Origin of the sequence: Reichenbachiella ulvae (assembly GCF_025833875.1) — a bacterium.
GTDB classification, from domain to species: domain Bacteria; phylum Bacteroidota; class Bacteroidia; order Cytophagales; family Cyclobacteriaceae; genus Reichenbachiella; species Reichenbachiella ulvae.
The window spans coordinates 3895737-3922129 of record NZ_JAOYOD010000001.1 but is presented as its reverse complement, the minus strand read 5'-3'; the positions used below and the strand labels follow the sequence as shown (position 1 = coordinate 3922129).

General features: G+C 43.2%; 28 protein-coding genes. 13 read left to right on the top strand and 15 right to left on the bottom strand.

Translation table 11 applies throughout. The features are described from left to right. Window positions 1-115 precede the first annotated feature (115 nt). The 5 genes from N7U62_RS15830 to N7U62_RS15810 all read left to right on the top strand — a co-directional run bounded on the left by N7U62_RS15830 (window position 116) and on the right by N7U62_RS15810 (window position 8462). Window positions 116-3076: a SusC/RagA family TonB-linked outer membrane protein gene (locus N7U62_RS15830; protein ID WP_264138982.1), complete on the top strand. Its 2961-nt coding sequence runs from the start codon at window positions 116-118 to the stop codon at window positions 3074-3076. Window positions 3077-3088: 12 nt separating this feature from the next. Beyond that, window positions 3089-4564: a RagB/SusD family nutrient uptake outer membrane protein gene (locus tag N7U62_RS15825; RefSeq protein ID WP_264138981.1), complete on the top strand. Its 1476-nt coding sequence runs from the start codon at window positions 3089-3091 to the stop codon at window positions 4562-4564. Window positions 4565-4589: 25 nt separating this feature from the next. Then, window positions 4590-5519, top strand: coding sequence for a PKD domain-containing protein (locus N7U62_RS15820; RefSeq protein ID WP_264138980.1), 930 nt, complete (start codon window positions 4590-4592; stop codon window positions 5517-5519). Window positions 5520-5580: 61 nt separating this feature from the next. Further along, window positions 5581-7032 (top strand): glycoside hydrolase family 30 protein, encoded by a 1452-nt coding sequence (locus tag N7U62_RS15815; RefSeq protein ID WP_264138978.1) that lies wholly within the window; start codon window positions 5581-5583, stop codon window positions 7030-7032. 2 nt (window positions 7033-7034) lie between these two features. Further along, window positions 7035-8462 carry a glycoside hydrolase family 30 protein gene (locus N7U62_RS15810; protein WP_264138977.1) on the top strand — a complete coding sequence of 476 codons (1428 nt, stop codon included), beginning with the start codon at window positions 7035-7037 and terminating at the stop codon, window positions 8460-8462. Between the two features lie 61 nt (window positions 8463-8523). Here the strand turns inward: N7U62_RS15810 and N7U62_RS15805 are convergent, their stop codons facing one another. Together N7U62_RS15805 and N7U62_RS15800 are read right to left on the bottom strand one after the other, a co-directional pair. Further along, on the bottom strand, window positions 8524-9444 hold the full coding sequence (locus tag N7U62_RS15805) for an NAD-dependent epimerase/dehydratase family protein (RefSeq protein WP_264138976.1): 921 nt from the start codon (window positions 9442-9444) through the stop codon (window positions 8524-8526). A 65-nt stretch (window positions 9445-9509) separates the two neighbouring features. Further along, the gene (locus N7U62_RS15800; RefSeq protein ID WP_264138975.1) at window positions 9510-10166 is read right to left on the bottom strand and encodes a phosphoadenylyl-sulfate reductase; all 657 of its coding nucleotides are present in this window, start codon (window positions 10164-10166) and stop codon (window positions 9510-9512) included. Window positions 10167-10480: 314 nt separating this feature from the next. On the opposite strand from N7U62_RS15800, the gene N7U62_RS15795 reads away from it, so the two are divergent. Genes N7U62_RS15795 through N7U62_RS15785 form a run of 3 tightly spaced genes read left to right on the top strand, consistent with a single transcriptional unit; the run spans window position 10481 to window position 12006 of the window. Continuing rightward, window positions 10481-10888: a 6-pyruvoyl trahydropterin synthase family protein gene (locus N7U62_RS15795; protein ID WP_264138974.1), complete on the top strand. Its 408-nt coding sequence runs from the start codon at window positions 10481-10483 to the stop codon at window positions 10886-10888. Beyond that, window positions 10851-11552, top strand: coding sequence for a GTP cyclohydrolase I FolE (gene folE / locus N7U62_RS15790; RefSeq protein ID WP_264138973.1), 702 nt, complete (start codon window positions 10851-10853; stop codon window positions 11550-11552). Before N7U62_RS15795 ends, folE begins: the two co-directional genes overlap by 38 nt. Window position 11553: 1 nt before the next feature. Beyond that, window positions 11554-12006, top strand: coding sequence for a DinB family protein (locus N7U62_RS15785; RefSeq protein WP_318840696.1), 453 nt, complete (start codon window positions 11554-11556; stop codon window positions 12004-12006). Here the strand turns inward: N7U62_RS15785 and N7U62_RS15780 are convergent. Together N7U62_RS15780 and N7U62_RS15775 are read right to left on the bottom strand one after the other, a co-directional pair. After that, complete coding sequence (locus N7U62_RS15780) at window positions 11996-14608, bottom strand: DUF5916 domain-containing protein (RefSeq protein WP_264138972.1); 2613 nt, start codon at window positions 14606-14608, stop codon at window positions 11996-11998. The two genes, N7U62_RS15785 and N7U62_RS15780, sit on opposite strands and share 11 nt — an antisense overlap. A 231-nt stretch (window positions 14609-14839) precedes the next feature. Further along, window positions 14840-15928 (bottom strand): NAD-dependent epimerase/dehydratase family protein, encoded by a 1089-nt coding sequence (locus tag N7U62_RS15775; protein WP_264138971.1) that lies wholly within the window; start codon window positions 15926-15928, stop codon window positions 14840-14842. Window positions 15929-16050: 122 nt separating this feature from the next. Here N7U62_RS15775 and N7U62_RS15770 point away from each other — a divergent pair, with 122 nt between their 5' ends. Then, the gene (locus N7U62_RS15770; protein WP_264138970.1) at window positions 16051-16578 is read left to right on the top strand and encodes a hypothetical protein; all 528 of its coding nucleotides are present in this window, start codon (window positions 16051-16053) and stop codon (window positions 16576-16578) included. 75 nt (window positions 16579-16653) lie between these two features. Beyond that, on the top strand, window positions 16654-17265 hold the full coding sequence (locus N7U62_RS15765; protein WP_264138969.1) for a hypothetical protein: 612 nt from the start codon (window positions 16654-16656) through the stop codon (window positions 17263-17265). 163 nt (window positions 17266-17428) lie between these two features. On the opposite strand, the gene N7U62_RS15760 is transcribed toward N7U62_RS15765, so the two are convergent. The 11 genes from N7U62_RS15760 to N7U62_RS15715 all read right to left on the bottom strand — a co-directional run bounded on the left by N7U62_RS15760 (window position 17429) and on the right by N7U62_RS15715 (window position 23195). Further along, on the bottom strand, window positions 17429-18091 hold the full coding sequence (locus N7U62_RS15760) for a LiaF transmembrane domain-containing protein (protein ID WP_264138968.1): 663 nt from the start codon (window positions 18089-18091) through the stop codon (window positions 17429-17431). A 118-nt stretch (window positions 18092-18209) separates the two neighbouring features. Then, window positions 18210-18446: a T9SS type A sorting domain-containing protein gene (locus N7U62_RS23275; protein WP_404818038.1), complete on the bottom strand. Its 237-nt coding sequence runs from the start codon at window positions 18444-18446 to the stop codon at window positions 18210-18212. Then, the gene (locus tag N7U62_RS15755; RefSeq protein WP_264138967.1) at window positions 18446-18700 is read right to left on the bottom strand and encodes a hypothetical protein; all 255 of its coding nucleotides are present in this window, start codon (window positions 18698-18700) and stop codon (window positions 18446-18448) included. The genes N7U62_RS23275 and N7U62_RS15755 overlap by 1 nt, the downstream gene beginning before the upstream one ends. A 6-nt stretch (window positions 18701-18706) precedes the next feature. Next, a complete protein-coding gene (locus N7U62_RS15750; RefSeq protein WP_264138966.1) occupies window positions 18707-19120 on the bottom strand; it encodes a hypothetical protein in 414 nt (137 codons plus the stop codon). Window positions 19121-19145: 25 nt separating this feature from the next. After that, window positions 19146-19475, bottom strand: coding sequence for a hypothetical protein (locus N7U62_RS15745; protein ID WP_264138964.1), 330 nt, complete (start codon window positions 19473-19475; stop codon window positions 19146-19148). 304 nt (window positions 19476-19779) lie between these two features. Beyond that, the gene (locus N7U62_RS15740) at window positions 19780-20163 is read right to left on the bottom strand and encodes an HU family DNA-binding protein (protein WP_264138962.1); all 384 of its coding nucleotides are present in this window, start codon (window positions 20161-20163) and stop codon (window positions 19780-19782) included. 389 nt (window positions 20164-20552) lie between these two features. Beyond that, window positions 20553-21029, bottom strand: a complete 477-nt coding sequence (locus N7U62_RS15735; RefSeq protein ID WP_264138961.1) for a hypothetical protein — start codon at window positions 21027-21029, stop codon at window positions 20553-20555. Between the two features lie 26 nt (window positions 21030-21055). Further along, on the bottom strand, window positions 21056-21400 hold the full coding sequence (locus N7U62_RS15730) for a hypothetical protein (protein ID WP_264138960.1): 345 nt from the start codon (window positions 21398-21400) through the stop codon (window positions 21056-21058). Further along, a complete protein-coding gene (locus N7U62_RS15725) occupies window positions 21390-21803 on the bottom strand; it encodes a hypothetical protein (RefSeq protein ID WP_264138959.1) in 414 nt (137 codons plus the stop codon). The genes N7U62_RS15730 and N7U62_RS15725 overlap by 11 nt, the downstream gene beginning before the upstream one ends. Window positions 21804-22116: 313 nt before the next feature. Further along, the gene (locus N7U62_RS15720) at window positions 22117-22689 is read right to left on the bottom strand and encodes a YceI family protein (RefSeq protein ID WP_264138958.1); all 573 of its coding nucleotides are present in this window, start codon (window positions 22687-22689) and stop codon (window positions 22117-22119) included. A gap of 128 nt (window positions 22690-22817) precedes the next feature. Further along, window positions 22818-23195: a VOC family protein gene (locus N7U62_RS15715; RefSeq protein ID WP_264138957.1), complete on the bottom strand. Its 378-nt coding sequence runs from the start codon at window positions 23193-23195 to the stop codon at window positions 22818-22820. 163 nt (window positions 23196-23358) lie between these two features. Here N7U62_RS15715 and N7U62_RS15710 point away from each other — a divergent pair, with 163 nt between their 5' ends. From N7U62_RS15710 to N7U62_RS15700, 3 genes are read left to right on the top strand one after another with little or no spacing between them, the layout of a single operon-like run. Further along, window positions 23359-23562, top strand: coding sequence for a Sec-independent protein translocase subunit TatA/TatB (locus N7U62_RS15710; protein WP_264138956.1), 204 nt, complete (start codon window positions 23359-23361; stop codon window positions 23560-23562). Between the two features lie 3 nt (window positions 23563-23565). Next, window positions 23566-24996, top strand: coding sequence for an Asp-tRNA(Asn)/Glu-tRNA(Gln) amidotransferase subunit GatA (gatA, locus tag N7U62_RS15705; protein ID WP_264138955.1), 1431 nt, complete (start codon window positions 23566-23568; stop codon window positions 24994-24996). Further along, window positions 24993-26360, top strand: coding sequence for a lytic transglycosylase domain-containing protein (locus N7U62_RS15700; protein ID WP_264138954.1), 1368 nt, complete (start codon window positions 24993-24995; stop codon window positions 26358-26360). Before gatA ends, N7U62_RS15700 begins: the two co-directional genes overlap by 4 nt. Window positions 26361-26393: the final 33 nt, after the last annotated feature.

The following is a 26393-nucleotide window of genomic DNA, read 5'->3' as shown; positions in this document are numbered from 1 at the left end:
TCCACTTTGATCCACTTCTTTGCTACCCACTTTCGCAATTGCCTGCTATCATTTCTTGTTTTACAATCCCGACTTGGGAAAAGGAATCAGTTTTTACAAAGACTAAATGATTAGCATGAAACACATTGACGTTTTCAGGAAATTGGGTGTTGTATGGATGTTGGTATTATTGACCAGCACGATCACCCTGGCTCAGCAGAGCACGATTAGTGGGAAGGTATTAGACGAGTTGCAGGAGCCACTCCCTGGCGCGACAGTTCAGGTAGAAGGCACCACGGTAGGAGCCATCACGGACATCGATGGATACTTTACGATCTCACACGATTTTACCCCATCGAGCCAAATCATCATCAGCTCGCTAGGATACATCACACAAACACTAATGGTAGGTAGTCAGTCGACTTTCGAAATCAGTCTTCAGGAGGATATAGTAAGTCTTGAAGAAATCGTGGTGGTAGGATATGGTACGCAAGAGAAAAAGGATGTGACCGGTTCGATTGCAGTGGTGGGCGATGAGGATTTGAGCCAAAGACCCAATACGCAGATTGGCTCGTTGATCCAGGGAAAGGCCGCGGGCGTACAGGTGATGTCTAGTAGTGGAAAGCCCTCTCAAGGGTTGAATATCAGAATTAGAGGAACGAACTCAATCAATGCGGGTAGCGAGCCACTTTATGTAGTCGATGGAGTTCCTACGACTGATACACGCTCGATCAATCCTGCCGATGTAGAATCCATTTCTATTTTGAAGGATGCGTCTTCCGCTGCTATATATGGAGCTCAGGGCGCCAATGGAGTTGTGTTGATAACGACCAAGAAAGGCTCGACCAAACAGGCACAGATCAACTTTACTGCTTATGGGGGGTTCTCTGAAGTTTGGAATACCATACCAGTTTTGAAAAGCAGAGACTACATCGAGCTAATGCAGGAGATGGGTCAAAACACCAATTGGGCACAGTACGATGATGAGACCGATTGGCAGGACGAAGTGTTTAGAAAGGGCACTTCGCAAAACTATCAATTGTCTGTGTCCGGTATGGATGAGAAAACCAATTACTACATTTCTGGAGGCTGGACAGACCAAAAAGGAGCGATTCGAACTTCTGAAATGAATCGAACCAACTTCAAAGTGAACTTGGATCATACAGTAAATGATTGGATCAAGGTTGGAACCCGAGTAGCCTATACCATGTATTCAGATGTAGACGTTACGGATAACCAGGCCGTCAATTCAGGTGGTGTGTTGCTCGGAGCACTTTCGACTCCTCCGATCATTGGCATCTACAACGAGGACGGGACTTTTACAAGCAACCCCTTCCAAAACTGGGAGAATCCACTGGCCAGTACGGATGGCTCGGATCGTAACTACAGAAACCAAAGGTTAATTGGAAATGCTTATGCTGAGGTTTCATTCTTGAAAAACTTCACTTTCAGATCGAACATCGGTTTAGATCATAACAATGATATCTACGATTACTTTTTGAATCCCTATTTGACCAGCTATGGTCGTGCCTTGAATGGCCGAGCAGAGAATAATACCAATAAAAACCAGTACTATATTCTGGATAATACGCTGAAATTCAACAAGCAATTAGGAGAAAGTAAATTTGAAATACTGGTAGGTGCCGTTCAGCAAAAGTTCCGATGGGAAAGCAACCGAGTGGTAACGCAGAATTTCTCAAGCGATGGGATTCAAACGCCTAATGCTGGGTCAGAAATCATTGCTGCTACAGCATCAAAATCTGAAAAGGCCAATCAGTCTTATATCTCCAGAGTGCATTATGAATATGCGGACAAATACCTGATCACAGCCAATTTCAGAGCGGATGGTTCTAGTGTTTTTGGGCCGGACAACCGCTGGGGTTACTTCCCTTCAGTTTCTGCAGGATGGAGAATTTCTGAAGAAAGTTTCTTGCAGGGGATCAGTGCATTGAGTGATTTGAAATTGCGCGCTGGCTGGGGTATTGTGGGTAATGATCAGCTCAGTGGAGCGAATCAGTACTCTTACCTTGGTTTGGTAGGTGGTGGAGCCAACTATCCAATTGGTGGGATCACTCAGCCTGGAACTTACCCAGCTTCCATTAGTAACAACACCTTGAAGTGGGAAGAATCTGAGCAAATCAATTTCGGTTTGGACCTGGGACTGTGGAACAACCGAGTAGGTGTGACCATAGATGCTTATCAAAAAACTACAACGGATCTTTTGCTCAACGCACCGCTACCACGCAGCACAGGCTTTGACAATGCGATCCAAAATGTAGGAGAGCTGGAAAATAAAGGACTTGAGTTTGTGATCAGCACAGTCAATTTGGATAGTGATCTGAAATGGAATACGGATTTCAATCTTTCATTTAATAGAAACAAAGTGGTGGATATCGTAGGACAGGAGATCTACGATGGCTCGATTGCCGGTCGTGGTGAGGCGAGTTTGGTAAGAGAAGGAGAGCCATTAGGAACCTTGTATGGCTATGTCTATGGTGGAGTGGACCCTCAAACTGGTGATGCTTACTACATCGGAGCAGATGGAGAAAGTACTTTTGATCCTAGGGCTGAAGATAGAAAGATCATAGGAAATGCCAATCCCGATTTCTTCTATGGGATGACCAATACACTTTCTTACAAAGGGCTGTCGCTTTTGGTGTTCTTGCAGGGATCCTATGGCAATGACATGTTGAATGCTACTCGCATCGATACCGAGGGTATGACCGATCCAAAGAATCAATCAACGGCAGTTTTGGACAGATGGCAGCAGCCTGGTGATGTAACGGATATCCCAAGATCAAGCTGGGGGAATACGGACAATTCGAGGATTTCTACTCGCTTTATCGAGGATGCTTCTTATCTCAGAATCAAAACCATCACGCTGGGGTATGATTTGCCGCAGACGCTATTGTCTAAGGCCAATATCAAAGGGCTGAAGGTGTATGTGACAGGAGAAAACCTCTTCACCTTCACAGGATACAAAGGATTTGATCCGGAAGTTAATGCCTTTGGCTATAGCAATACCGCCCAGGGAATCGACTATGGTACCTATCCCCAAACCCGAAACTTTATCGCCGGCCTTAGCCTCACATTCTAAAATTTCAAAAGCATGAAAACGATGAATAAAAAAATCAATATTGTACTGGGTTCATTGCTGGCGTTTTGCCTGGTGGCCTGTGACGATTTTCTCGATCTCGAACCGATATCTCAAGAAACAACAGAAGTAGGCTATGACAATGCCAGCCAATTAGAGGCAGCATTGACGGGGAGTTACGAATCCTTCCAATCGGCGGAATACTATGTGTGGGATAAGATTTTATTTCAGGATGTAAGATCTGACAACCACTATGCTGGGGGAGACAATCCAGAGATCTTTCAGGTCGATTGGCTGACTATTACTCCTACCAACTCGCGCCTATTTGGCAACTGGTCCGATTTGTACAATGCCATAGCCAAAGCCAATGTGGTATTGGAGCGAGCTCCTTTGGTAGACGATCCTAAATTGACTGAAGAGAGAAGAAGTCAAATCATGGGCGAGGCTTATTTCCTACGAGCTTATCACCACTACACACTGGTGACTAGTTGGGGCGAGGTGCCCATCATGACTGCCTTTACTTCTTCCACTGACCCTGATAAAATTCGACCATCCAAGTCGAGTCAGGAGGAGGTTTACGATCAAATCATCGAAGACCTGGAAATGGCAATTGATTTGCTGCCTGACACTTATGGTTCGGATGCGAGTGTCAACAAAGCAAGAGCGACAGCAGGAGCTGCAAATGCCCTGGCGGCCAAAGCGAGTTTGCAACGTCCCAATCCAAATTACCAGGCGGCACTGGATTACTGTGTAGCAGTTGAGAAAAGTTCGGCCAATTATCAGCTGATCGACTACAACCACCTCTTCGATGGCAATCATTATAACAATGCAGAGTCGATTTTAGAGGTTCAATTCACTGGAGGTCCAGAGGGCAACTGGGGACCACAGATGCATTTACCTCCTTCTATTTCAGGAGATAGCTGGAGAAAATTTACTACTCCTTCTCATGATCTGATCGATGCTTATACAGCGGAGGGCGATGTGATCCGAAGAGATGCTACTGTGCTTTTCGAGGCTGTTGATTGGGTAGATGAGTTCTGGGGCAATGCAGTGGGAAGCACCATTCCTTTCGCTTACAAATGGAAAAATGCCAGTGGATGGGCAAGTTCGGACCGTCTGCACTTACTGCGATTGGGAGATGTGATCTTGTTGAAGGCCGAAGCATTGGTAGGCCTGAACCGACTGGGAGATGCGGCTACTGAAGTAAACAGAATTAGATCTAGAGTGAGTTTACCTGATTTGTCTGCTGCTGATCTGGCGAGCCAGGCCACGATGAGACAGGCCATCCTGGAGGAAAGAAGGCTTGAGTTGGCCCAGGAAGGACAAAGGTGGGACGATCTTGTTCGATTTGGTCAGGTAGTGTCTGTGATGAACAACCTGGTTGAGATCGATCTGAGAACGGGTCAGCCATTCGATTATAGTATGGACGAAAGTCAAATATTTCTTCCAATCCCACAAGAGGAGCTGGACAGAAATCCAAATCTGAAATAATTACTAAGCATAAAATTTATAAACGATGAAAAGACTATTTAGAAATCAGAATTATTTAATGGCACTGCTGATAGCACCCATCATGATCACTGCTTGTGGAGAAGAAAGCGATGATCCTATAGAAGCTCCACTGGCCGGGTTCGATGTGACGGTGAGCGAGGAGAACACCATGATGGTTAGTGTCAGCAATACTTCGGTCGACGGGGATACCTACAGCTGGGATTTTGGAGATGGTAGCGATCCAGTGACTACTACAGATGCATCACATACCTATACTGAAAGCGGAACTTACACCATTACTTTGACCGCTACTAATGAGGGTGGCTCTGACGATGCAACTCAACAGGTAAGTGTATCTGGATTTGGTGAGAATTTGGTTACTGCTGGAGATATGTCCGATGCTTCTGCATGGACTTCAACAGCTCTGTGGACTGCAGCGGATAACATGACTGCCCATGATTTTGTGGATGGTGCCTTTGTCTTCAAAAGCGGTACTAATGATAACGGTGATGTTTATGAATACAGCAACCACATGCTCTATCAGGAAGTAAGTCTGACTGCTGGTAGCACTTATCAATTTGAAGCTAGTCTGAGCAGCACCACCGGTTCTAATGGTACTTGGTTCGAGGTGTATTTACTTTCTGCTGAGCCAGTTGTCGAGGATGACATTCAGGGTGTACAGGTGGCATTGAAAGCCTATGGTGATGGCGAAAACTGTACAGTAGGTGAGTTCTCTGGAGATATTATGGAAGTGGCTGCTGGATGTACTGCCAATGCCTATGAAGGAATCATGGATGCCAATGGACAGTTCACAGTCACTGCTGATGATTTGAGTGAAGGTGGTAGTGTGTTCTTGCTTTTCAAAGTAGGATCCGGATGGGCTCCAGAGGGTACAGTAGCCTCTTTTGGTGACGGTATCGTGCTGGACGACATTGTAATTAAGGAAGTACTATAACTAATGTAAAATCAAAAGGAGGTGGAAGATTTTCACCTCCTGTTTTTTCAAACGGCGTGCTATGAAAAGAATTATTTTGGGCGTATGGATGTTGATGGCTTTTTTACTGGCATGTCAGGAGTCAGACGACTCGGTGGCTCCTCCCCCAAAAGTGGAACCTCCTGTGGTAGACTTACCAGAAGTAGAGACATTTATCACCAAGGCGAATGAATCCGCCAAACTACAATACTATGACTCCTACATCGGAGCTCCCGCTCAGAATCCGTCGATTGATTTGTCAATTGACTTAGCTACTACCTATCAGGAGATGGATGGCTTTGGTTTTGCCCTGACTGGCGGTAGCGCGGGTCATATTTATTACATGGGAGAGACCGAACAAAATGAATTGTTGCAGGAACTCTTCGGATCGGGAGATGGCTCAATAGGTATTTCTTATCTGCGTATCAGCGTTGGGGCATCAGATTTGGATGCTGAAGTGTTTTCTTATAATGACTTGCCGGCTGGCCAAACAGACGAGCAGCAAGAGAATTTTTCGATCGCTCACGATCAGGAGATTATAATTCCAATCTTGAAAAAGATATTGGCCATCAATCCAGACATCAAAATCATGGCAACCCCTTGGTCGCCTCCTGCATGGATGAAAACGAATGGATCAAGCGTAGGAGGAAGATTAAAAGAAGAGTACTATGATTCTTATGCGCTCTACTTGCTAAAGTATCTCCAGGCAATGGAGGCAGAAGGTATTACTATCGAGACGCTGTCCGTTCAAAATGAACCTTTGCATGAAGGCAACAACCCAAGTATGGGCATGTCAGCGGAGGAGCAAAATGCTTTTATCAAAAACAGTTTAGGTCCGCTTTTTTCAGCTAACAATATTGAGACAAAGATCATTTTGTATGATCACAATGCAGATATGGCTTCTTATCCCATTTCCATTTTGGACGATGAGGAAACCAGAAAGTATGTAGATGGATCAGGGTTTCATTTGTATGCGGGTGATATCTCTGCACTATCAAATGTCCACAATGCCCACCCGGATAAGAATGTATACTTCACCGAGCAGTGGTTTGGATCTCCGGGCAATTTCGCTGGGGATTTGAAATGGCACATCAGAGAGTTGATGATTGGCGCGACCAGAAACTGGAGCAAGAATGTAATCGAGTGGAATCTATCTTCCTCCCCAAGTTTACAACCTCACACCAATGGAGGCTGTAGTTCCTGTCTCGGAGGAATAGAAATTGATGGGAGTCAAGTGATCCGAAAGGCGGGCTATTATGTGATAGGACATGCCTCCAAATGGGTGAGGCCAGGATCGCTCCGAATCGCTTCGGACTATTCTAATAGCATTCCTAATGTTTGCTATCTCACACCAGATAATCAGATAGTCCTGCTAGCACTCAACAACACTGACAATTATCAAACATTCAATGTCACGCAGGGAGACATTTTATTTTCGGCATCACTGGATGCAGGGTCAGTTGGGACTTTCATCTGGGATCCAAATCAGGAGTAACAATGATTAAAAAAACAATGATATATGCTTTCATGGGCCTGATATTGGGTTCTTGTGCGAAGCATGACAATGGAGAAAGCACAACGGAAACTGAAGATTCGTTTCTAGCTGGTGTAGAGGTTTATATCACAGAAAGTGAAGGGGAGAGTAGGTTGACCCGTGCCGATGAGCTGATTCTCGATGAAGAAAAAGAAAGCAGGGTTAGACTTGAGATTGATCCTGCACAAAGGTTTCAGGTGATGGATGGTTTTGGTTTTGCTTTGACTGGGGGCAGTGCCAGCCACTTGAATGCCATGAGCAGCTCAGCTAGAGAAGCTTTGCTGCAAGAGCTTTTTGGGTCGGGACCAAAGGATATCGGATTGTCATACATCCGGATCAGCATAGGCGCCTCGGATCTGGATGCTGAGGTTTATTCTTACAACGATTTACCAGCAGGGGAAATTGATTTGGAACAAAACAATTTCTCTATAGATCGAGAAAAGGAAGTACTGATTCCCTTATTGAAAGAAATCAAAACCATCAATCCAGCCATCAAAATCATGGCTTCTCCCTGGTCTCCGCCTGTTTGGATGAAAAGTAACGGAGAAAGCAAGGGGGGTCAGTTGTTGGAGCAGTACTATGATACTTACGCCAGGTATTTTGTCAAGTATTTCCAGGCTATGAAGGAAGAAGGTATTGACATAGACGCGATGACTATCCAGAATGAACCCCTTCATCCCGGCAACAATCCGAGCATGAAGATGCTACCAGAGGAGCAGGCCAACTTCATCAAAAGAAGTTTAGGACCCGCTTTTGAAGCAGCTGGAATCAACACCAAAATTTTGCTCTATGATCACAATGCGGATAGGCCGGATTATCCGATTAGTATATTGGATGATCTAGAGGTAAGAAAGTATGTAGAAGGTTCGGCTTTTCATTTGTATGGCGGGAAAATTGATGCCTTGACTGAGGTGCACAATGCCCATCCGGACAAAGGCTTGTACTTCACTGAACAATGGTTTGGTGCACCTGGAAATTTTGCGGGAGATCTGATGTGGCACTTCAAAGTGCTGATGATCGGTGCGCCTCGCAATTGGAGTAAGAATGTGATAGAATGGAACCTGTCGTCGGCTCCAGATCTACAGCCCCATACAGATGGAGGGTGCACCAGATGTCTGGGAGGAATAACGATAGATGGTGATCAGGTCACGAGAAACTCTGGCTACTACTCAGTAGCACATGCCTCGAAATATGTCCCTGGTGGATCAGTAAGAATTGCCTCTACGAAAAGCGAGGAAATTCCAAATGTATGCTTTGAGACGCCTGAAGGTAGACTAGTGATGCTGGCGATCAATGAAAGTCAAGAAAGTAAGGAGATGTCTGTTAGTTCTGATGGTGGGCGGTTTGCAGTGAGGATTCCTGCCGGATCTATTGCGACCTTACTTTGGTGAAAAAATTAGTCACATCATATTCGGGAGGTTGCCTTTTGTGCACCTCCCGATATGTATTTTCTTAATAGCTGAAGCTATTCAAAAACTCGATCATCTGATCTTTGAATGATTCCTCATCACTGTAGGGGATGTACTGCTTCAGTTTTTGTTCTGCACTGACCAGCTGCTGATTGTAGTCGTTCTGTTGATTGATGAAAAGGAATTCCAATTCCGGCTTCAATTCTTTCAACACATCCACAATATCCAATACAGACATGTTTCTCTCCGATACATTGTAAGTGTCAGATGGGATTTCTTTTACCGCAATTTGCTCCAGGATATCAGCAATAGAAGAGATGTGGATGAAAGCTCTTTTCTGGTTACCACTTCCATGAATAGATAGCCTGCCATTAAAATTCGCTTCGAATACAAACTTGTTTATCACAGCATCAAAGCGCATGCTTCTGCTGTAGCCATACACGTTTCCACATCTCAGGATGATAGGGTTATGTACCTTGCTTAGTCGCTTCACATGATCTTCGCCTCTTTGTTTAGAGATGGCGTAGAAGGATGCTGGATTCACATCGTGATCTTCAGTGATAGGATCATTCGAGAAACCATATACACCCATGCTGCTCAGGTAGACGAATTTTTTCACATCGCTTTCTTCGATCGCATAGGTCAGCTCTGCTGTACCCCAGTTGTTGATTTGCTCGTAGTAGTGCAGGTTCACATTGGCGAAAGGACTGGTAGCCTTAGCAGCCAGGTGAAAAACCACATCCACACCTTTCAGTGCATTTTTCAGTTTTCTGGAATCCAACAAATCCCCTTTGATGAATTCAATCGACTCACCATGGATAAATTTATCACCTAAGAAAAGGTTGTAATTGCCGCGCATGAGGTTGTCATACACGATGATCTTTTCTATTTTCTTATTTGCACTTAGCTTTTTGATCAATCGGGTGCCGATGTATCCCGCTCCCCCTGTTACTAATACTTTCATTTAATCTTTACCAGCTAGATCTGGATTCTATTATTGGTGAGGCAGGCCGGTGGAGGCCTGCACTATTATTTACTAACTAATTCTGTGTGGAGACCACATTCTGTTTTGTTCATTCCGTACCATCTGGCTTCTCTTTCCATCATTTCCAGACTTGGCTTGCGTGTACAAGGCTCACAACCGATACTGCTATACCCTACCTGATCCAGTGGGTGACGTGGCAAGTTGTATTCTTTGATATAATCAAAAATCATCTTGTTGGTCCACTCCAGCATGGGGTGAAAACGAACCGTATTCATCTTGGATGGCTCTTCGACGCGCATTTTGGCACGATTGGCATTCTGATCTTTTCGGATACCATTGATCCAGATGTCATAGTCAGACAGAAGTTTGTCCATGGGCTGCACCTTGTTGTAATAGCAGCACAGATCTGGATCGGAAGCGAAAAGCAATTTGCCTTCTGAGTCCTTTTGGATACTCTTGGGCACATCTGGTTTGATGTCCTTGATCGTAAGACCAAATTCGTCTGCTAGTTGATCTTTGTAAGCGATCGTTTCTGGAAATAAGTAGCCTGTGTTCAGACAGTAGACAGGTATATTGTTGTCTATTCGGCTCAACAAATGAAGCAGAACGATACTGTGTGTCTGAAAGGAGGAAGTGGTAAATAGTTTCTTGCCATCTTCCTGATACTTAATGATGCTACTTTTGATCTCTTCAAAATCCATATATTGCAGGACGATAATTCAACATCTTCGTGATAAACTCACGAAGCGTGAATAGGTAAAACAATTGTTCAATCGAGCTAAATCCCGTTGAAATAAACCCTCAACAGGGATTAAAAAACGAAGTTAGTACAATTAGCCAAATTGAGCTTATAAATGCCCTCTTACGTAGAATATTCTTATAGAGATGAACATAAGTTGAGTTTTTTCGTCTAAGTGTTGAGTGTAAAAGTTTAACAAGACTGGATTTAAAAGTTTTTTGTCAAACTTTGTGGAAAGAAAGAATAGGCGCAAGTCGTCTGAATAAGGAATAATTCATGAAAACAGCCGTCATAAGGGAAGAACATTTCAATGCTGCACATCGCTTGCACAATCCAAATTGGTCCGATGAAAAAAATGCCCAAGTGTTCGGAAAATGCAATAGCCCCAATTATCATGGACACAATTACGAACTGCACGTAAAGGTGACTGGAGAGATTGACCCGGAGACGGGATATGTCTATGATATCAAGGTGCTAAGTGATTTGATCAAAGAAAAAGTGATTGAACGCTTCGATCACAAAAATTTGAATTTGGATGTGGCAGAGTTTAAAGAACTGAACCCCACAGCAGAAAATATAGTAGTGGTCATCTATGATTTGTTGAGGAAGGAAATCGACGATAAGTATGACTTAAATATTCAATTGTATGAAACAAAAAGAAACTATGTCGAATACCCCGTCTGATTCCAACCTGGATGATTTAATGGATGAGCACTTTGCTTCTTCCTTTGATACCCCGCTTAGAGCAGATGCTTTCGAGATGGACGATGAGTTGAAGAAAGAACTGATCGCCAAGCATTTCAAAGAGATCATGCAGATTCTTGGTTTGGACTTGACTGACGACAGCCTCGCAGGTACCCCTCGTCGGGTGGCCAAGATGTATGTGGAGGAGGTGTTCAGCGGATTGAATCCAAAGAACAAGCCGAAGGCACGCCTATTCGAAAACAAATTTGGCTATGACCAAATGCTGGTAGAAAAGGACATCACTTTCTACTCTCACTGTGAGCACCACTTCGTGCCGATCTATGGCAAAGCGCATGTGGCCTATATCTCCAGTGGAGAGGTGATTGGTTTGTCAAAGATCAATCGTATCGTTCAATATTACTCGAAGCGTCCGCAGGTTCAGGAGCGACTGACTGTGCAGATTGCCAATGAGCTGAAGGATGTATTGAAGACAGAAGATGTAGGAGTGGTCATAGATGCCAATCACATGTGTGTTTCTTCCAGAGGAGTAGGAGACACGAACAGCAAGACAGGAACGGCACATTTTAGTGGCAAGTTTCTGGAAGAGAAATACAAAAATGAATTCCTGAATTATATCAATTCACCAGGATCAAACCAGATATAACATGAGTGGCATGCTGACGTCATTTGAGGCTTTATTTAATACAGATCTAGATCGACTCAAAACTGAACTAGAATCCTACGAAAGTGACGCTCAGCTCTGGAAGATAGAAGGTACCATTGGAAACTCTGGTGGTACTCTCATAGTTCATCTTTGTGGAAATCTTCAGCATTTTTTTGGGGCTGTGATGGGAGGCTCTGATTACCAAAGAGACAGAGATGGAGAATTTTCAAAGAAAGATGTTTCTAAATCCGAATTGCTTGAGGAAATAGAAAAATCCCGACAGGCAGTAAAAAATGGATTACAGGCTCTTTCTGAAGATATGCTTGAATCCAATTTCCCCCTCGAAGTTTTCGGGCATCCGATGACGTACGGATATTTTCTCATCCGACTGCAGGGACATCTCAATTATCATCTGGGGCAGATCAACTACCACCGTCGCTTGATCAAAGGATGAAGCGATAGGTATACTTGATCAGAAAAGTATTGGTGGATTCCAGACCTTTCAGGTTAGCGCTTAAGTCGCTGAATTCATTTTTTTCTGAGCGATCGAATTGCCCTCCATTATTCGACCAAACCAGAAATAGGGTAGAGCCTGGAATGTATTCCCATCGAGTCACGAGGTTCGATCGGAATTCTACAATGTTGAAGTCAGGATCGTCAAATTGTAATCCGTTGTAGCCATCTATGGTATAGTAAGATTGATCTTCATCATACACATATTGAGTGTTTAGGTCGAGGAAACGGTCTTCGAACTCTCCGGCATTAGTATCACTATCAAATTTGAATTTTTGATATTGACCACTGGCCATGAAGGGTTGTGCCCAAAGCTCAATGGTAAGATTAGGAGTGATGTTGTAGTTGGCGCGCAGAGACATGCTATAGGTTTGCTGCTGTACCTCTCCCATCAGATAGTGCATTTGTTCGGCATCTTCTATTTGATCGATGTATTGCAGGGCATTTCTTCTATGAGAAACTCTTGGGGACAAGGAGACCCTTAGGGCATCTGTGGGTTGGTAGTTGACAGAAAATCTAAAATTGACATTCTTCGAAAAGTCTTCATCTCCCCAGTAGTAGCTGTTGTTATAACTGAAACTTATTTTTTTTCTACTGTTGGTTTCAAACCAGTACCAGTAATTGAATCCTCCAGGATAGGTGATCGAAGGCCCCCCTCTCAGGTCAGCATTGGAAATTCTGCTGCCTTGTCTCCACAGTCCGGTGCCTGCGCTCCAGAGATTGTGAAAGTCCCAGTTCATATTGATTTCTCCACCTTTGTTGGTGGTGACACCTCCAAAATCCAGGTTGGATTCTATATATGCTCTGTATCGTTGACTTCTGAACAGCTTCGTTGGCTTGTTGATACGGTATTGGGTCCATGCCCAATTGTTAATGATATCGGTTTGGACCAGAAAACCCACATCATTCAGTTCCAGACCCGGCGATTTGTAGTTGCTGCCTATGGTCCAGCGCCAGTTGCCACTGCGCTTGCCAAATGCCAACGTACCTGCCGAACCATAAAGAGTGGTCAATGTGCTATCTACTGATCTGTGGTCGTTGTCTGGGCGCTGGTAATAGCGCTCAGCTGAGGTTTGTGTTTCGTATATCGCTTCTTCTGATCCATTGACTCTGCTGACCATGGCTTTGAACTCAAAACCATAGTTGCGGTTGGCAAAGTTGTGGTTGATGTCTACTCCTCCGGATTGTGCATCGTCGTGCAGCAGTTCCAGCCCATTTTCGTTGTTGTTGAAGCGGTTGACATTGCTGAAGTAGGCGCCGACTACCGTTTTGCCATCCCCATAGTCCTGCTGAGCACGCGCCACCAGATAGTTGCTGTAGGGAGCGATTTTTTCTTTTCTTCGATCTCCGAGGGTATCAATCACCTGAGCATATTCACGATTGGTAAAAGATTCCAAGATACCCCATGAAAAGCCTTTGGCATTTTTGCCGGTGATTTTGGCAGCCCCCAAAATTCTACTTTGGTTAGGCGCATCGATATAGGCTACATCATCAGCATCAGCATTGCCTTGAGGTTTGCCTCCTATGCGTCGCGAATAATACAGGTTGTTGATCCCACCGCTGGTTCGGAAACTCATGATATTGCTACCCTCCAGAAAGAAGGGGCGCTGCTCTCTGAAGAAAAGTCGAAAAGCACTGAGATTGACGGCAGAAGGATCGGACTCTACCTGTCCAAAATCAGGATTGACTGTTAAGTCCAAAGTTATGTCCGAGGTGATTCCGATTTTAGCATCCACACCTACATTGGCATTTAGCTCATAGCCGTCCTCTCGAAAAGGGTTTTCCTCTTCTTTTTTAAAGGTCTCAGCAGAGCCTACCACATAGGGCATGATTTCTAATTGCTTCTGAGGTTTTATTCCTTTTATGCCTCTTAATTCACCAAATAAGTGAACCCATCCAGGCGCATTTGGATCCACAGGTTGCCATGTGGAGCGTTCTTCTTTTCTGAACAAACGTCGGGTCAATTGCAGCCCCCAGACATGTTCTTCTTTGTCTGCAAATCGCAATTGGGAGAGTGGAATTTTGAACTCGGCGATCCAGCCTTCTTCGTCGATGCTTGTCTTCAGGTACCAAATGGGGTCCCAGGTGGAGTCCCAGTTGCTGCCGTTGTTGGAGACATATTCGTCCCCTTTCACTCCCGAAACCGAGGCAGAAAAGGAGAAGGCCGTGCGCTTGTCGTGGTAGCTGTCGATATTGATTTCTACAAAATCCCCTTCAAATCCATCTCTTCGAGACATTCGACGAGCGATTTTATCTGGCTCGGTATCAAAGGAGCGAACCCCTACATAGAGGTATTTGGCATCATAGAGGATTTTGAATTGCGTTTTTTGACTAGGAGCTACGTTGTATTCGGGTCTGTGGCCAATGAAGTCTCCTCCCCAATCTACCTGAGACCAGGCAGGATCGTCTAGTAACCCATCGATTACAATTTCTGACTGTAACTGAGCTGTGGTATAAACTTTCGTTTGAGTGGTGTCAGACTGGGCCCATACATTTCCCATTCCTATCAATAGAATCCAGCCTAAAATAACCTTGCGAATCATCCTCCTTTTTATTTCTTAGTATTATTGTCAGATAAAAGGCGGATTGTTTAACGGGATGCAAAGTTAAGTCTATTTGCAATAATTAGAAATCCAACCGTCTTTCATTGAACATAGTTGTTAATAGGAGGACGATAATTGAAGAGTGCGGGTTCTTAAATGCTGTATGAACGACCGATAGTACCATACCAACGGCAGCTATTTTCTACCAATGGTCGCTTAGGCGTCAAATGGTTATTTGAGCATGTTGTAATCGACGATGAAATCTAGCATTTCTATGGCTGCTTCATCGATAGGTTTGTAGTACACGCCGAGCTCGTGTCGACTTTTGGTGTTGTCGATTTTTAGCGTTTTCCCTACATTTTCCATTACGAATTTTCTGCTGAGTCCCTTCGTGAATCCAAAGAAGTAAAGCATACGATTGGAAAGCAGCTTGGTAGGGAATGGGAAGCTATCACCAAACTTTTTCCTCAGAATAGTGGCAACTTCCAGCATGGATTTGACTTCATGAGCCAAAATAAAGCGGCCCGTAGCGTATTCATCTTGCGCGGCAAAAATATGTGCATGTGCTACGTCTCGTACGTCTACCAATCCATATTGCAGATCAGGCACGCCGGCTTCATATGTCCCATCTGCTAGCTGACGGATAAAATCAAAACTTCTTGACATGCTATAGGTCGTAAGAGAGGGGCCGATACAAAGGGCTGGATTTAAGGTAGCCATTTTCCAGCGAGACTGTTCATCGTGGATTTTCCAGGCTTCCCGTTCTGCTACGGTTTTGGCAAATCCCAGCGGCTGATATTTGAGATTTGAACTTTTATTCCAATAAGCTTCAGTAAAGGCGTCTACTTCCAGACCCTTGATGTCGGTAGCATCTCCATAGATGGCTGAGATGGCACTGGTGAAAATCACCTTTCGTACCGAGTGTGCTTTATTGACAGCATTCAAGACATTTCGAGTACCTTCAAAAGAAGGATCGATCAATTCTTTTTGTGGATTTTTGATACCCTTCGTTTTGTAAGGGGAGGCTGTATGGAATACAATGTTGCAGCCGTTCATACAGTTTTTGAAAGCCTCGGGATCTAATAGATCTGCTTCGAATAGCTCCAAACTACCCTTAGACCTCTCTGCGATTTTCGTCAGATGTCGGTAGCGATCTTCATCGTCGAGTTTGCGAACTGTCACTCTCACCTTGTAGCCATCCTCGAGCAGGTACTTGACCAGCCAGGATGCCATGTAGCCCGCTCCTCCAGTAACCAATACCGGAAATTCCCTGCTAAGTATATGAGGGTTGGGTTCGTTAAGATCAGGGCTATTCATCATAGGTTTCTAAAAATAGCCAGTAATAATGGAAAAAAAAGTAAGGACGAGAAAAAGCTACAATATTTCAGGTATTCGCTGCGTTAGCTCACCGCAAAAAATGCGTACAATTCATAAATTGCAACATGAACAGAGTGATATATTTTCTGGTTGCCTCGGTTTTGGGGGCATGTTCCGCATTAGAGGGGGAGCAAAAGACCAATGTCAATGACATCATCAAGACGCATGAAATTCGACAGTTTACGGATGTAGAGGTGGTGATGGCTTCCGAAAAATATGGGGCGAATTTATATCTTCAAATTGATACACTCATGAGTCAGGGTGTGTTGGATTGCTCGACTATTTTGAAAGGAGAAAGTGAGTATCTGGATTCGCTGAATCAGAAAATCGGTGGGCAGATCAGTTTGGGCCTGGCTGCAACAGATTTTCGTACAAAGCAGGAAAAAGAACTCTTTGAGGCCTATGAGTACAATTACGAAAATGAAATGGATAGCAAGCCATCCATACAGCGCATGGATGACCAATATGTTTTGTACACCGTAGCAGTGGAATCGAAAGACCCAAGCTATGAAACTTGCCTGCCAGAAGATACGCCCATCGCCATGTGGAGCATGATCATTCCAGTAAAGACGGTGATTATCAGTCTGGATTGATAGAATTGTTAATGGTTAATAAGAAATTAGTGAATAGGATTTTTACAGATCTGTTATGAGGCAGATTCTCACCAAATGAAGCAACCAAACTTTTATATTTTAACTGCAAAAATCCCTGAACTAGCAAAGCACGATTTTGAGAGCATTGATGAACTTGTAGAGATTCTAGCGTTGAATAACAGAGTCCTTTGGCCAACGCTTAAATTTCTTATTTTAGAACATTTACGTAACTACTTCAAAACTCAAAAACTTCACTTTGAGGATACAGATAGTATATATGAAGAGAAGTTCCTTAGCTATTATTCAAGCTCTCATGAAAATAAAATTCGTGAACAACTTGACCTCACTCTTCCCAACAGAACTATATCGAAGACAAGCTTTTTTATCGTAATATTCTCAACACTTATTTGGTTGGCCTTTATGGCTTCATTGTTATTCTCAAACCCAGAATATCTACTTTTTGGATTCGACATAATTGCAATGAACATACTTCTTTTGATTGGTATTCCATACTTAATACTCAGGTTTGCCTTTCCAAGATTAATTACTCAGGAGAAAATCAAAGGAGTTGAAACTTTTGAGGATCTAGCTGAAGACATGTATGGCCTAAACCTTTGGCGATACAGAGAAAATAACTTTAACCGGCTTACTACCGAATTAACTGAACTAATTCAAAAAGCTTCATAACTTGGCTTATCTATCCATGGCATTATCCGCTAGATTGGACAGTTCTACTTTCTTCCTACATTCTGTACGAAACAAATTTAGACGTCAATATCATGGCTGATAGACGGGCCGTGAAAGTATCTGGCTACACAACTATTTTCTATTAACCATTTATTGATAGCTACTAGCTAATCAACTCTACTCCACCGAATAGCACGAGACCTTTTACAGTCAATACATTACCGAAGTATTCTGTGGGTTTGTGAGCACGTTTGTCTTTGTATCCACCGAAAACAGTAGTTGCTTCGTAGTTGACCACCCAGTCGTCAGGCACGAAAAGTTTGACTGCCCCGAAGGTTACAAAGCAATCGATCATCGCTTGGCCTTCCTCTAGAGAAGACTGTCTCAAATCCAACTCTACTCCACCGAAGATGGAAGTGATTTTACCTCCCGCAAATTTCTTGCTGTTGATGGTTTGGTTGGTGCCGCCGAGTACGGCGAGATGATCTATTTGGTCTGAGTCAGTGTTTTGGCGGAGTTTTCCGGTCCGACTTTTGAAAAAAAAACTGAGTCCGATCGCAATCAGGAAGACAGGCCAATACTGTCTAAAGCTGATGTCGAAATAGTCTGGAATCCAGAAAATAACACCCAATGATATCAAAATCACACCCCCTCTTTGGTTGCCCGTGGCAAACTGGAATATACCGATGACTACCAGTATCATCTGCCAGGTAAACAAGTAGCGCGGGATGGAAAAGTCTATGACGTGGAGATTGTCGAGCAAAAATAAGATCCCGATCACAATCATGATGATACCCAGGGATGCTCTGCGATTTGTATGGTTCATGGCGAATATTTAATAATTGAGCTAAGCTAATCAAAAGGCGGCTTTTATCCACAAGGGTAAATAAAAAACCCTGATGCACTGCATCAGGGTTGAGATGTTATTTTGGGTAGGTCTTTGATTATTGTATTATCACAGTTTGTTCATAAACTATATTACCATTCTGGCTGATTTTTAAAAAATAAAGTCCTTCAGGTAAATGACTCGTATTGATGTTGCTTTCTTTTTTGAAATTGCTTGGGTAAACTTTTTTCTGGGTAGAGTTGAACAACACTACTTTGTAGGAAGCCGATAGTTTAGTCGAGTTAGATTCTGCTTCTTTTTCTAGTTCGTTAGAATTTTCGGCATTATTGTCTATTAGTGTTCATGCACATACCCTTCGCGTTTGGATTGGTGCGGAACTTTGGCAAAACTGTCATCAGGTTTTGCCTTTAGGTATTTTTGGAAAAAGGCATTGGCAGATTCAGGTATGTCTTTCTCTGAACCCGAAAATTTAACAGAACTGATGGTGCCGCTATTTTTTCTGTGTATAGCAGGCTGCTCATTTTTATCCTGTGCCTGGCATAGAACGAAGCTGACAAATGTTATTAAGAAAATTAATAAACTTTTCATAGTGGTTTACTTTATGCGTTGATATATGTGAATAGGATTCATTGCAGGAAATTGAAGCTCCAGCTTTAATGTATTATAGTTCAAAAATTCATACCTGTACGGCAGATTAAACACGGTAGTATCATTATTATCATAGGCATCTATAAATTCAAAGCTTCGAATTAATAGTGAATCCTCAAACCAATACTTTTCATAATAAAAAGTTTCATCTTCATAGCTATAAGATATTCGCACGCTATCTGGCAGATATTCATCGTACCCCGAAGGACTAGTTACAGGTCCAAAAGTATTTTCGATGATTTCCCATTTACCAAGAATTGCCTGCTGAGGATCGGTGACTGTAGGCAGGTCTTCTTCACAGCTGGAGCTGGCGATGGCCAGGAGAAGTATGAGTGAGAAGATGGAAAGTGAATTTTTCAAGGTACATTTTATTTTTTGTTAAAAATCAATTCAAATTAGAAATGCTCAGGGCATTGCTTTTGTAGGCATTGTAATCATAGTATAATACTGAAATCAAGACTTTTCCTTCGTGCTGTCCTTTGAGCTGGCTCATCAGGTCGAAGAGGCTACCGGGTTCGTCCATTCCTGATAGCTGGCTGCCGATGTGCATGCTGTAGAGGGAAGAGTAGAGTTTGCGATAGTAGCGCATGTCCAGGACATTGTCTGTGCTCAGACTACCGTCCAGCATCTCTATATTCATGTAGCGCACGCCATATTCTTTTAGTAGACCTGTATTTACCTTGTTGGGGTCTACATGTTCAAAAACATTATTCATCCTTTCGGAATAGTCACCGTTCTACGCCTAGGAGTGTTAAATTGGTTTACGTTGAAAATCAAACCATTAGAGTAGATTAAAAGTAACGAATCCAGTTCTAAAAACATAAAATCAAGTACAACGCTTTTATCTTATGATTCCATGTTTTTAATGACAGATTGCACGATTCGAAAAACCTATGCGCAGAGAAAAAAATCTTATGCGCATAAGTCCAGAATCCCATAGGCATAAAAATAATTTCTATGCCTATAGGATTAACTTTTTATAAGCATAGAAAAAAATCCTATACTTATAAAACTGAGGACTAGGCCTTTTGGTACTCTAGCACCTTCTGCATCTCCTTGAGTCGCTTGCCAGGGGTGAAGAGTACCTTACTGCTTTTAATGGCATTGGCCGTTACTTCTTCTTCGGTGGGTAGACCCTCACTACTGATGGAGACACGCATGCTGCCCAGATCTCCCAGGCGCACGATATTGCCGCGACTCAGCTCCTCAGAGGCGACTTCTACCAGAGAGTAGAGCACGGCTCTTATGTCTGCTCCATTGACGGTGCTGGTTCTTTCGATAGATTTGGTCAGTTGGTCTATGTCCAGCTCGCCACTCATCTTGGCACTGGCATAGTACTTCTTTTGGCCACCTCCGGCCACTCCGGGTTGTCCCCGTTCGATTACATTAAATTTAATCGGCATGTTTTCAATTGATTAAAAAGTTAAAAAAATAAACTCGATACTCGACATGCTCTGAAGCCCTGGACATCGCTATGCCGTGGTATCTATTACCTATTTTTCTCTGAAACAACATGCATTTTCACTGAAGGGGATCGCTACTCCACTGTGCTATCGCTAGAAGGGTCTTCATAGCACCAAAGTCAGTTGGTTTATTTGTCGACAGTCACGATGATACGGAGTATTAAGTAAAAATTCAAGTGTTTTGATAAATAACTGTTTGGTGCGGGTCTGGCTGTTCGATATCTAAGGTCATAGGCTTAAACCCTCAAAGGGTTTTTAGTGTCGGGACAGAGAAATCTAAGGGAATAACCCTTGGAGGGATTATAGCTATAAAGAGGAAATGCGACCATTTAGTTTTTGAATTGAATTTTGAAATCAACAGGGAGATTATTGTATTTATTTTCTATTGCAATTGCATAGAATACAGAAGTAATAGCCTGACAATCTTGCTCAAGCAAATTAACATTGTAAGCAATTCGTCCATTGCAAATGGATACGCTCTGGCTGTCTAGCAGGGCACATTGATGATGCGTGTAACTGCCTGCCAAAATGAAATACTTATTAAAATCAATCTCAGGAAGCTGTTCATGGCATGTGAAGTATTTCTCCAAATCTGCCTGATTAGTTATGACAAGATTTACTTCTTTGTTATCGCTTTCGACACTCTGAAGTCCACAAGGGATACTTGCCAATTCTTCGGAATAGAAAACTTCAGGAAACTCTGCGTTGTCTCCTTCGCAATTCTGTGTTAGGCTTTCATTTTCGCATCCTGTTGTTAATACGGCGAGGAACAATAGGCTTAGCGTAATGGTCTTAAGAGTTTTCATAAGCCGTTTTTTTATAATCTTAAAGTCTAATGTCTTTTGATTTTAGATATTTCAATTTCGTCATACCCGAATTCTCTCCAACCACAATTCCAAGTCGATTCTAAAACATTATAACTTAAGATAACTTTAAGACTATCATGTTGAAAATCAGTATGTAAGTTCACTGGAGAATAAGAAGTATTTTCATGATGTATTAACCATCCACACCCGTCAACTGCAGGATCTCCCTCGAATAGAATAAGTGCAGGAACATCAGCTTCGGAAACCGAGTTAAGTGGAGATTGGTTTTCGCAACTCAAGGCACATAAGCCAATTAACAAAATCAATATGGTGACTTTCTCTTTAAGCCATTCAAAAGATCTATTTTTCATTGTTCAAAGGACAGTTTGAGGTTGAATAATTGGTGATTGCTATTATTGGCACTCCAAGTGGAGCAATATGGGTTGGGCAAATAATATTAGTAAAATCTTCATCCTTATCTGGGTCAAAAAATTCATAATTGAAGTAAATAACAGAGTCTTGCAAAACTCCTCCAGGAAACTGGATAACCCTATCAAAATCCTTCTCTTTCAATTTAATGGATTCTCCCTTCAAATTGCCTGAAAGCACCTGAATCAAATTCACATTGTAGCAGGATTGATATCCAATCACTTTGCCTTTTACACATTCTGGTTGGTCCTGCTCCTCACAAGCAAAAGAGAAAACTCCCATTAGCAAAATCAATATGGCGGCTTTCCCTTTAAGCCATTCAAAAAGATCTATTTTTCTTTTCATCTCAAATGAGTTTTAGTTTCTAGCGTACGACCACTCTAAAGACACGATTAAACCTTAAACCGTTGGAGATGGGTGATGGAACTGGTCTAAAAGTAACGAATGATAACCGTTTGGTGTGGATCAGGCAGAGGCTAGCTAAGGTCATAGGCTTAAACCCTACAAAGGTTTTTAGTGTCGGGACAGAGAAATCTAAGGGAATAACCCTTGGAGGGATTATAGCTATAAAGAGGAAATGCGACCGATTTGTGCTGGCACACAAAAAACCCTGATGCGCTGCATCAGGGTTGAGATTTCATTTTGGGTAGGTCTTTGATTACTTGCTCGCTACTAGCGATACGATCAGCTTGAACTCGTCAGAGATTGCTTTGTCTCCCAGGTCGTCGAAAAAGCTGCTAGATCCGTATCTTACGTCGAATTTTGATCTGTCAAGCGTAATGGTAGCGTCGGCAGTTACCTTGTCACCAGATTCTGTAAGTGTAGCGGGGAAGGAAATAGTTTCTGTTTTTCCTTTGATGGTGATGTCGCCAGTTACCTCGTAGCTGCCATTGCCGGTTTTTTTCACTTTCGTGATTACGAATTTGGCAGTTGGGTTTTTCTCCACGCTGAAGAAATCGTCAGACTTCAGGTGACCATCTAATTTGTCTTTCCATTCTCCTTCTAGATCTGTACTGTTGATGGTAGTCATATCTACTACGAATGATCCACCTTTCAATTCAGACCCTTTCAATTTGAGATCGGCTTCTTTGAGAATGACGGTACCTTCATGTCCACCACCTACTACTTTAGTGGCTTCCCATTTGATCGTGCTCTCGGTTACTTTTACGTCTTTAGTATCGGCACTACCTAGAGTGAATACTGTGATGAGTGATAATAGTGTATTTAACATGATGCTATTAGTTTGAATATTTGATTTATCGTTTATTTGTTGTAACAACTTTATATGTTGCAACAAGCATTATTACGGTGCGCCTCTCTCAGGGTTCGAAAAAAAATGAAGTATTTTTCGAAATCCGCCTATGCGACTCTCCAGGGCGGATTTTTTCTGTTTTTTCCTGCGAAGAATAAAATGAGAGGGTTGCCATCCGGGTCTTTCAGCCTGGCTTCTCGCCAGAGCCAGCTCTGATCAGTAGGGGCCAGATCAAAGTTCACTTTTGCTTCTTTGAGTCTTTGGTATTCTTCGTCGAGCCTTTCTGTTTCGAAATAGAGGGTAGGCAATTCGCCTTGAGGCAATTTCTCCACCAGGTGGATAGAGAGGGTGCTTGCTCCGTCGGGACACTCCATCCGTGCGTAGCGCGGGAGGGCATCTACGATCAGTCTGAGACCTAGCAGCTGATAGAAGCGTACGGAGTTTTCCGGATCTATTGAGGGAAGAGTTACCTGATTGAGATTCATGTTTTATAAATGGGATACGTGTCTGCGCTGTTTTAGATCATTTTTCTTTCCAAGTGTAAGCATTTGTACTTCATGAGAACAAAATGGATGGTCCGGATTGATCTTGATTCTAAATGGCTATCTTTGCAGTTGCATTGCACAATGTATAAAAGCTAATAAGTATATGACAAATTCAATATTGGCATTTGGTATGCCAGGAGGCTGGGAATTGGTGATTATCGTTTTGGTCATCGTGTTGTTGTTTGGAGCCAAAAAAATTCCAGAACTGGCCAAAGGTCTGGGTCGAGGAATCAGAGAATTCAAGGACGCATCTAAAGAGATCAAAGACGAAATAGACAACGGAATCAAGGACGAGGACAAGAAATAAGTTTTGAAGAATTACCATTCACTGTCCCAGATCAAAACCGACCTGGACGCTGGGACGATCAATTGCACCGAACTCGTACAAGGCTACCTGTCCAACATCGAGCAAAAAAACCCTTCTCTCAATGCCCTCACAGAGGTATATGCAGAGGAGGCATTGGCTCAGGCTAAAGAGGTACAGGAAAAAATCAATCAGGGCAAAGCTGGACGCCTGGCAGGAATGGTAGTGACCATCAAGGACGTCTTTTGCCACAAGGACCACAGCCTGCAAAGCGGCAGTAAAATTCTCGAAGGTTTCAAATCGCAATTCACGGCCACTCCGATACAGCGCATGCTGGAGGAGGATGCCATCATCATCGGTAGAAACAACTGTGATGAATTTGCCATGGGGTCTTCTAATGAGAACTCCTATTTCGGTCCGGTCAAAAACGAAGCAGGAGAGAACAAAGTGCCAGGAGGGTCTTCTGGTGGATCTGCTGTAGCGGTTCAATCTGATATGTGTCTGGTATCGATGGGTTCTGATACAGGTGGATCGGTCAGGCAGCCTGCTGCTTTTTGTGGAGTGATTGGTTTCAAGCCGAGCTATGGCAGAATCTCAAGACATGGATTGACAGCCTATGCCAGTTCTTTCGACTGTGTGGGGATATTGTCCAAATCGGTAGATGATGCGGCGCTGGTATTAGAGGTAGTATCAGGAGCGGATGAGTACGATCATACCGCGAGCCAAAGCAAAGTGCCTGCATTTTCCAAGGCCCCAGAATGGTCCGAAAAATTCAAAGTTGTTTCCTTCGACAACATCAATTCGCACGAGGCTATCGATCCACAGATCAAATCGGCCGTAGATCAGGTGTTTGCTAAAGTGGAATCTGAAGGCAATACGGTCAACCGTATGGACTTCAACTTCCTCAAATATGTATTGCCGACCTATTATATCCTGACAACAGCGGAGGCGAGTGCTAACTTGTCACGTTTCGATGGAGTGAAGTATGGCTACCGATCTCAAAATGCCAGGGATCTCGAATCGATGTACAAAAAATCGAGAAGCGAAGGATTCGGTGAGGAGGTGATCAAAAGAATATTGCTGGGTACTTATGTATTGAGTGAAGGTTTTTATGACGCCTATTATACCAAGGCACAAAAGGTGAGACGTTTGATCAGAGATGAAATGAAGCAGCTCTTCGCTGACAATGATTTCATCATCATGCCTACGACACCTACTCCTGCATTTGATCTGAATAGCCACGATCGCGATCCACTTCAAATGTATTTAGAAGACATTTTCACAGTTCAGGCCTCTTTGGCGGGAATGCCGGCCATTTCTATCCCATGTGGGACGGATAAAGACGGTATGCCGATAGGCATTCAGGTTATTTGTAATTCTTTCGAAGAAGAGAAATTATTATCTTTCTCCAAATATTTACAAGATCACATTATATGACACATAAGCACGTACTTGCTATTCTTTCCTTACTATTGGTACTAAGCACTACATCCTGGGCTCAGACTGAGGTAGAAGAATTGCCGGATGTGAGTTATGAATTGGTGCAGGACAGGCTGTCTTGTTTAGAAAAGGATCTCCCGCTGGTCTTCAACGAAAGAGTCTTTTCTTTCATTGATTACTTTACTGTGAGGGATCGTGAATATACTCGTGAGGTGCTGGCCAGGAAGAATTTGTATTTCCCCATATTCGAACAAGTGCTGGCCGAAAAAGGCATGCCTGATGAGCTAAAATATTTGGCCATCATCGAATCAGGGTTGAATCCTAATGCCGTCTCCAGAGTAGGAGCCGGTGGTCTTTGGCAATTTATGCCTTACACCGGAAAGGCCTATAAGCTGGATCAGTCCTGGTACATCGACGAGCGCATGAACCCATGGAAATCCACTGAATCTGCCGCACGCTACCTCAAGGCGCTCTACAGCATGTTTGGCGATTGGGAGTTGGCATTGGCGGCCTACAATACTGGTCCGGGCAATGTACGAAAAGCCATCCGTCGATCTGGATACAAAAGAACTTTTTGGGACATCTATCCCTACCTGCCTAGAGAGACGCGATCTTATGTGCCACAGCTGGTGGCCATGATCTATGTGGTCAACTATGCGGATGAGCACAACCTGGTGGACCTACAGTCCGAGCAAAGAGCCATGATGGCTTATGACACCTTGCATGTGAGCAATTACATCCACATGGAGACGCTGGCCAATCAAATCAATGTATGTCTTGATGATATATTAACCCTAAATCCACAGATCATCAGAGGAGCTGTGCCTGATGGGGTTACAAATTATCCACTGAAAATGCCAGTGGATTTGATTGATTCCATCCGCGCGAAGAGAGTCGCTATTCTTGACTCAGCTTCCAAAGTGGGTAAAAAGGAACTAGAATATCTTGCCAGAAACATGCCTGGTTCAACTTACGGACGGGAAAGACAAGTGTACCGTGTCCAAAGTGGTGATGTCCTGGGCAGTATTGCGGAGCGCTATCATGTTCGGGTTTCGGACATCAAAAGATGGAATAACTTAAGCAGTAATATGATTCGTGTGGGTCAGCGACTCGATATCTGGGTGATGCCCTACTATAACCAGAGTACTAAGGATGTTTACACCGCTAAAACAACTCCAGCCCAAGCAGAACCAAAGACTGAAATCATAGCTGGAGGCAAATATCATTTGGTGCAATCTGGTGACTCTTTGTGGAGTATTTCGAAGCTGTACGGAGATGTATCCATCGAACAAATTAAAAAGCTTAACAACCTGACCTCATCTCGAATTAAACCCGGCCAAAAGTTATTAATCAACATGTAAAATGTTGAACTTAGGCACGGCTAAACATATTTC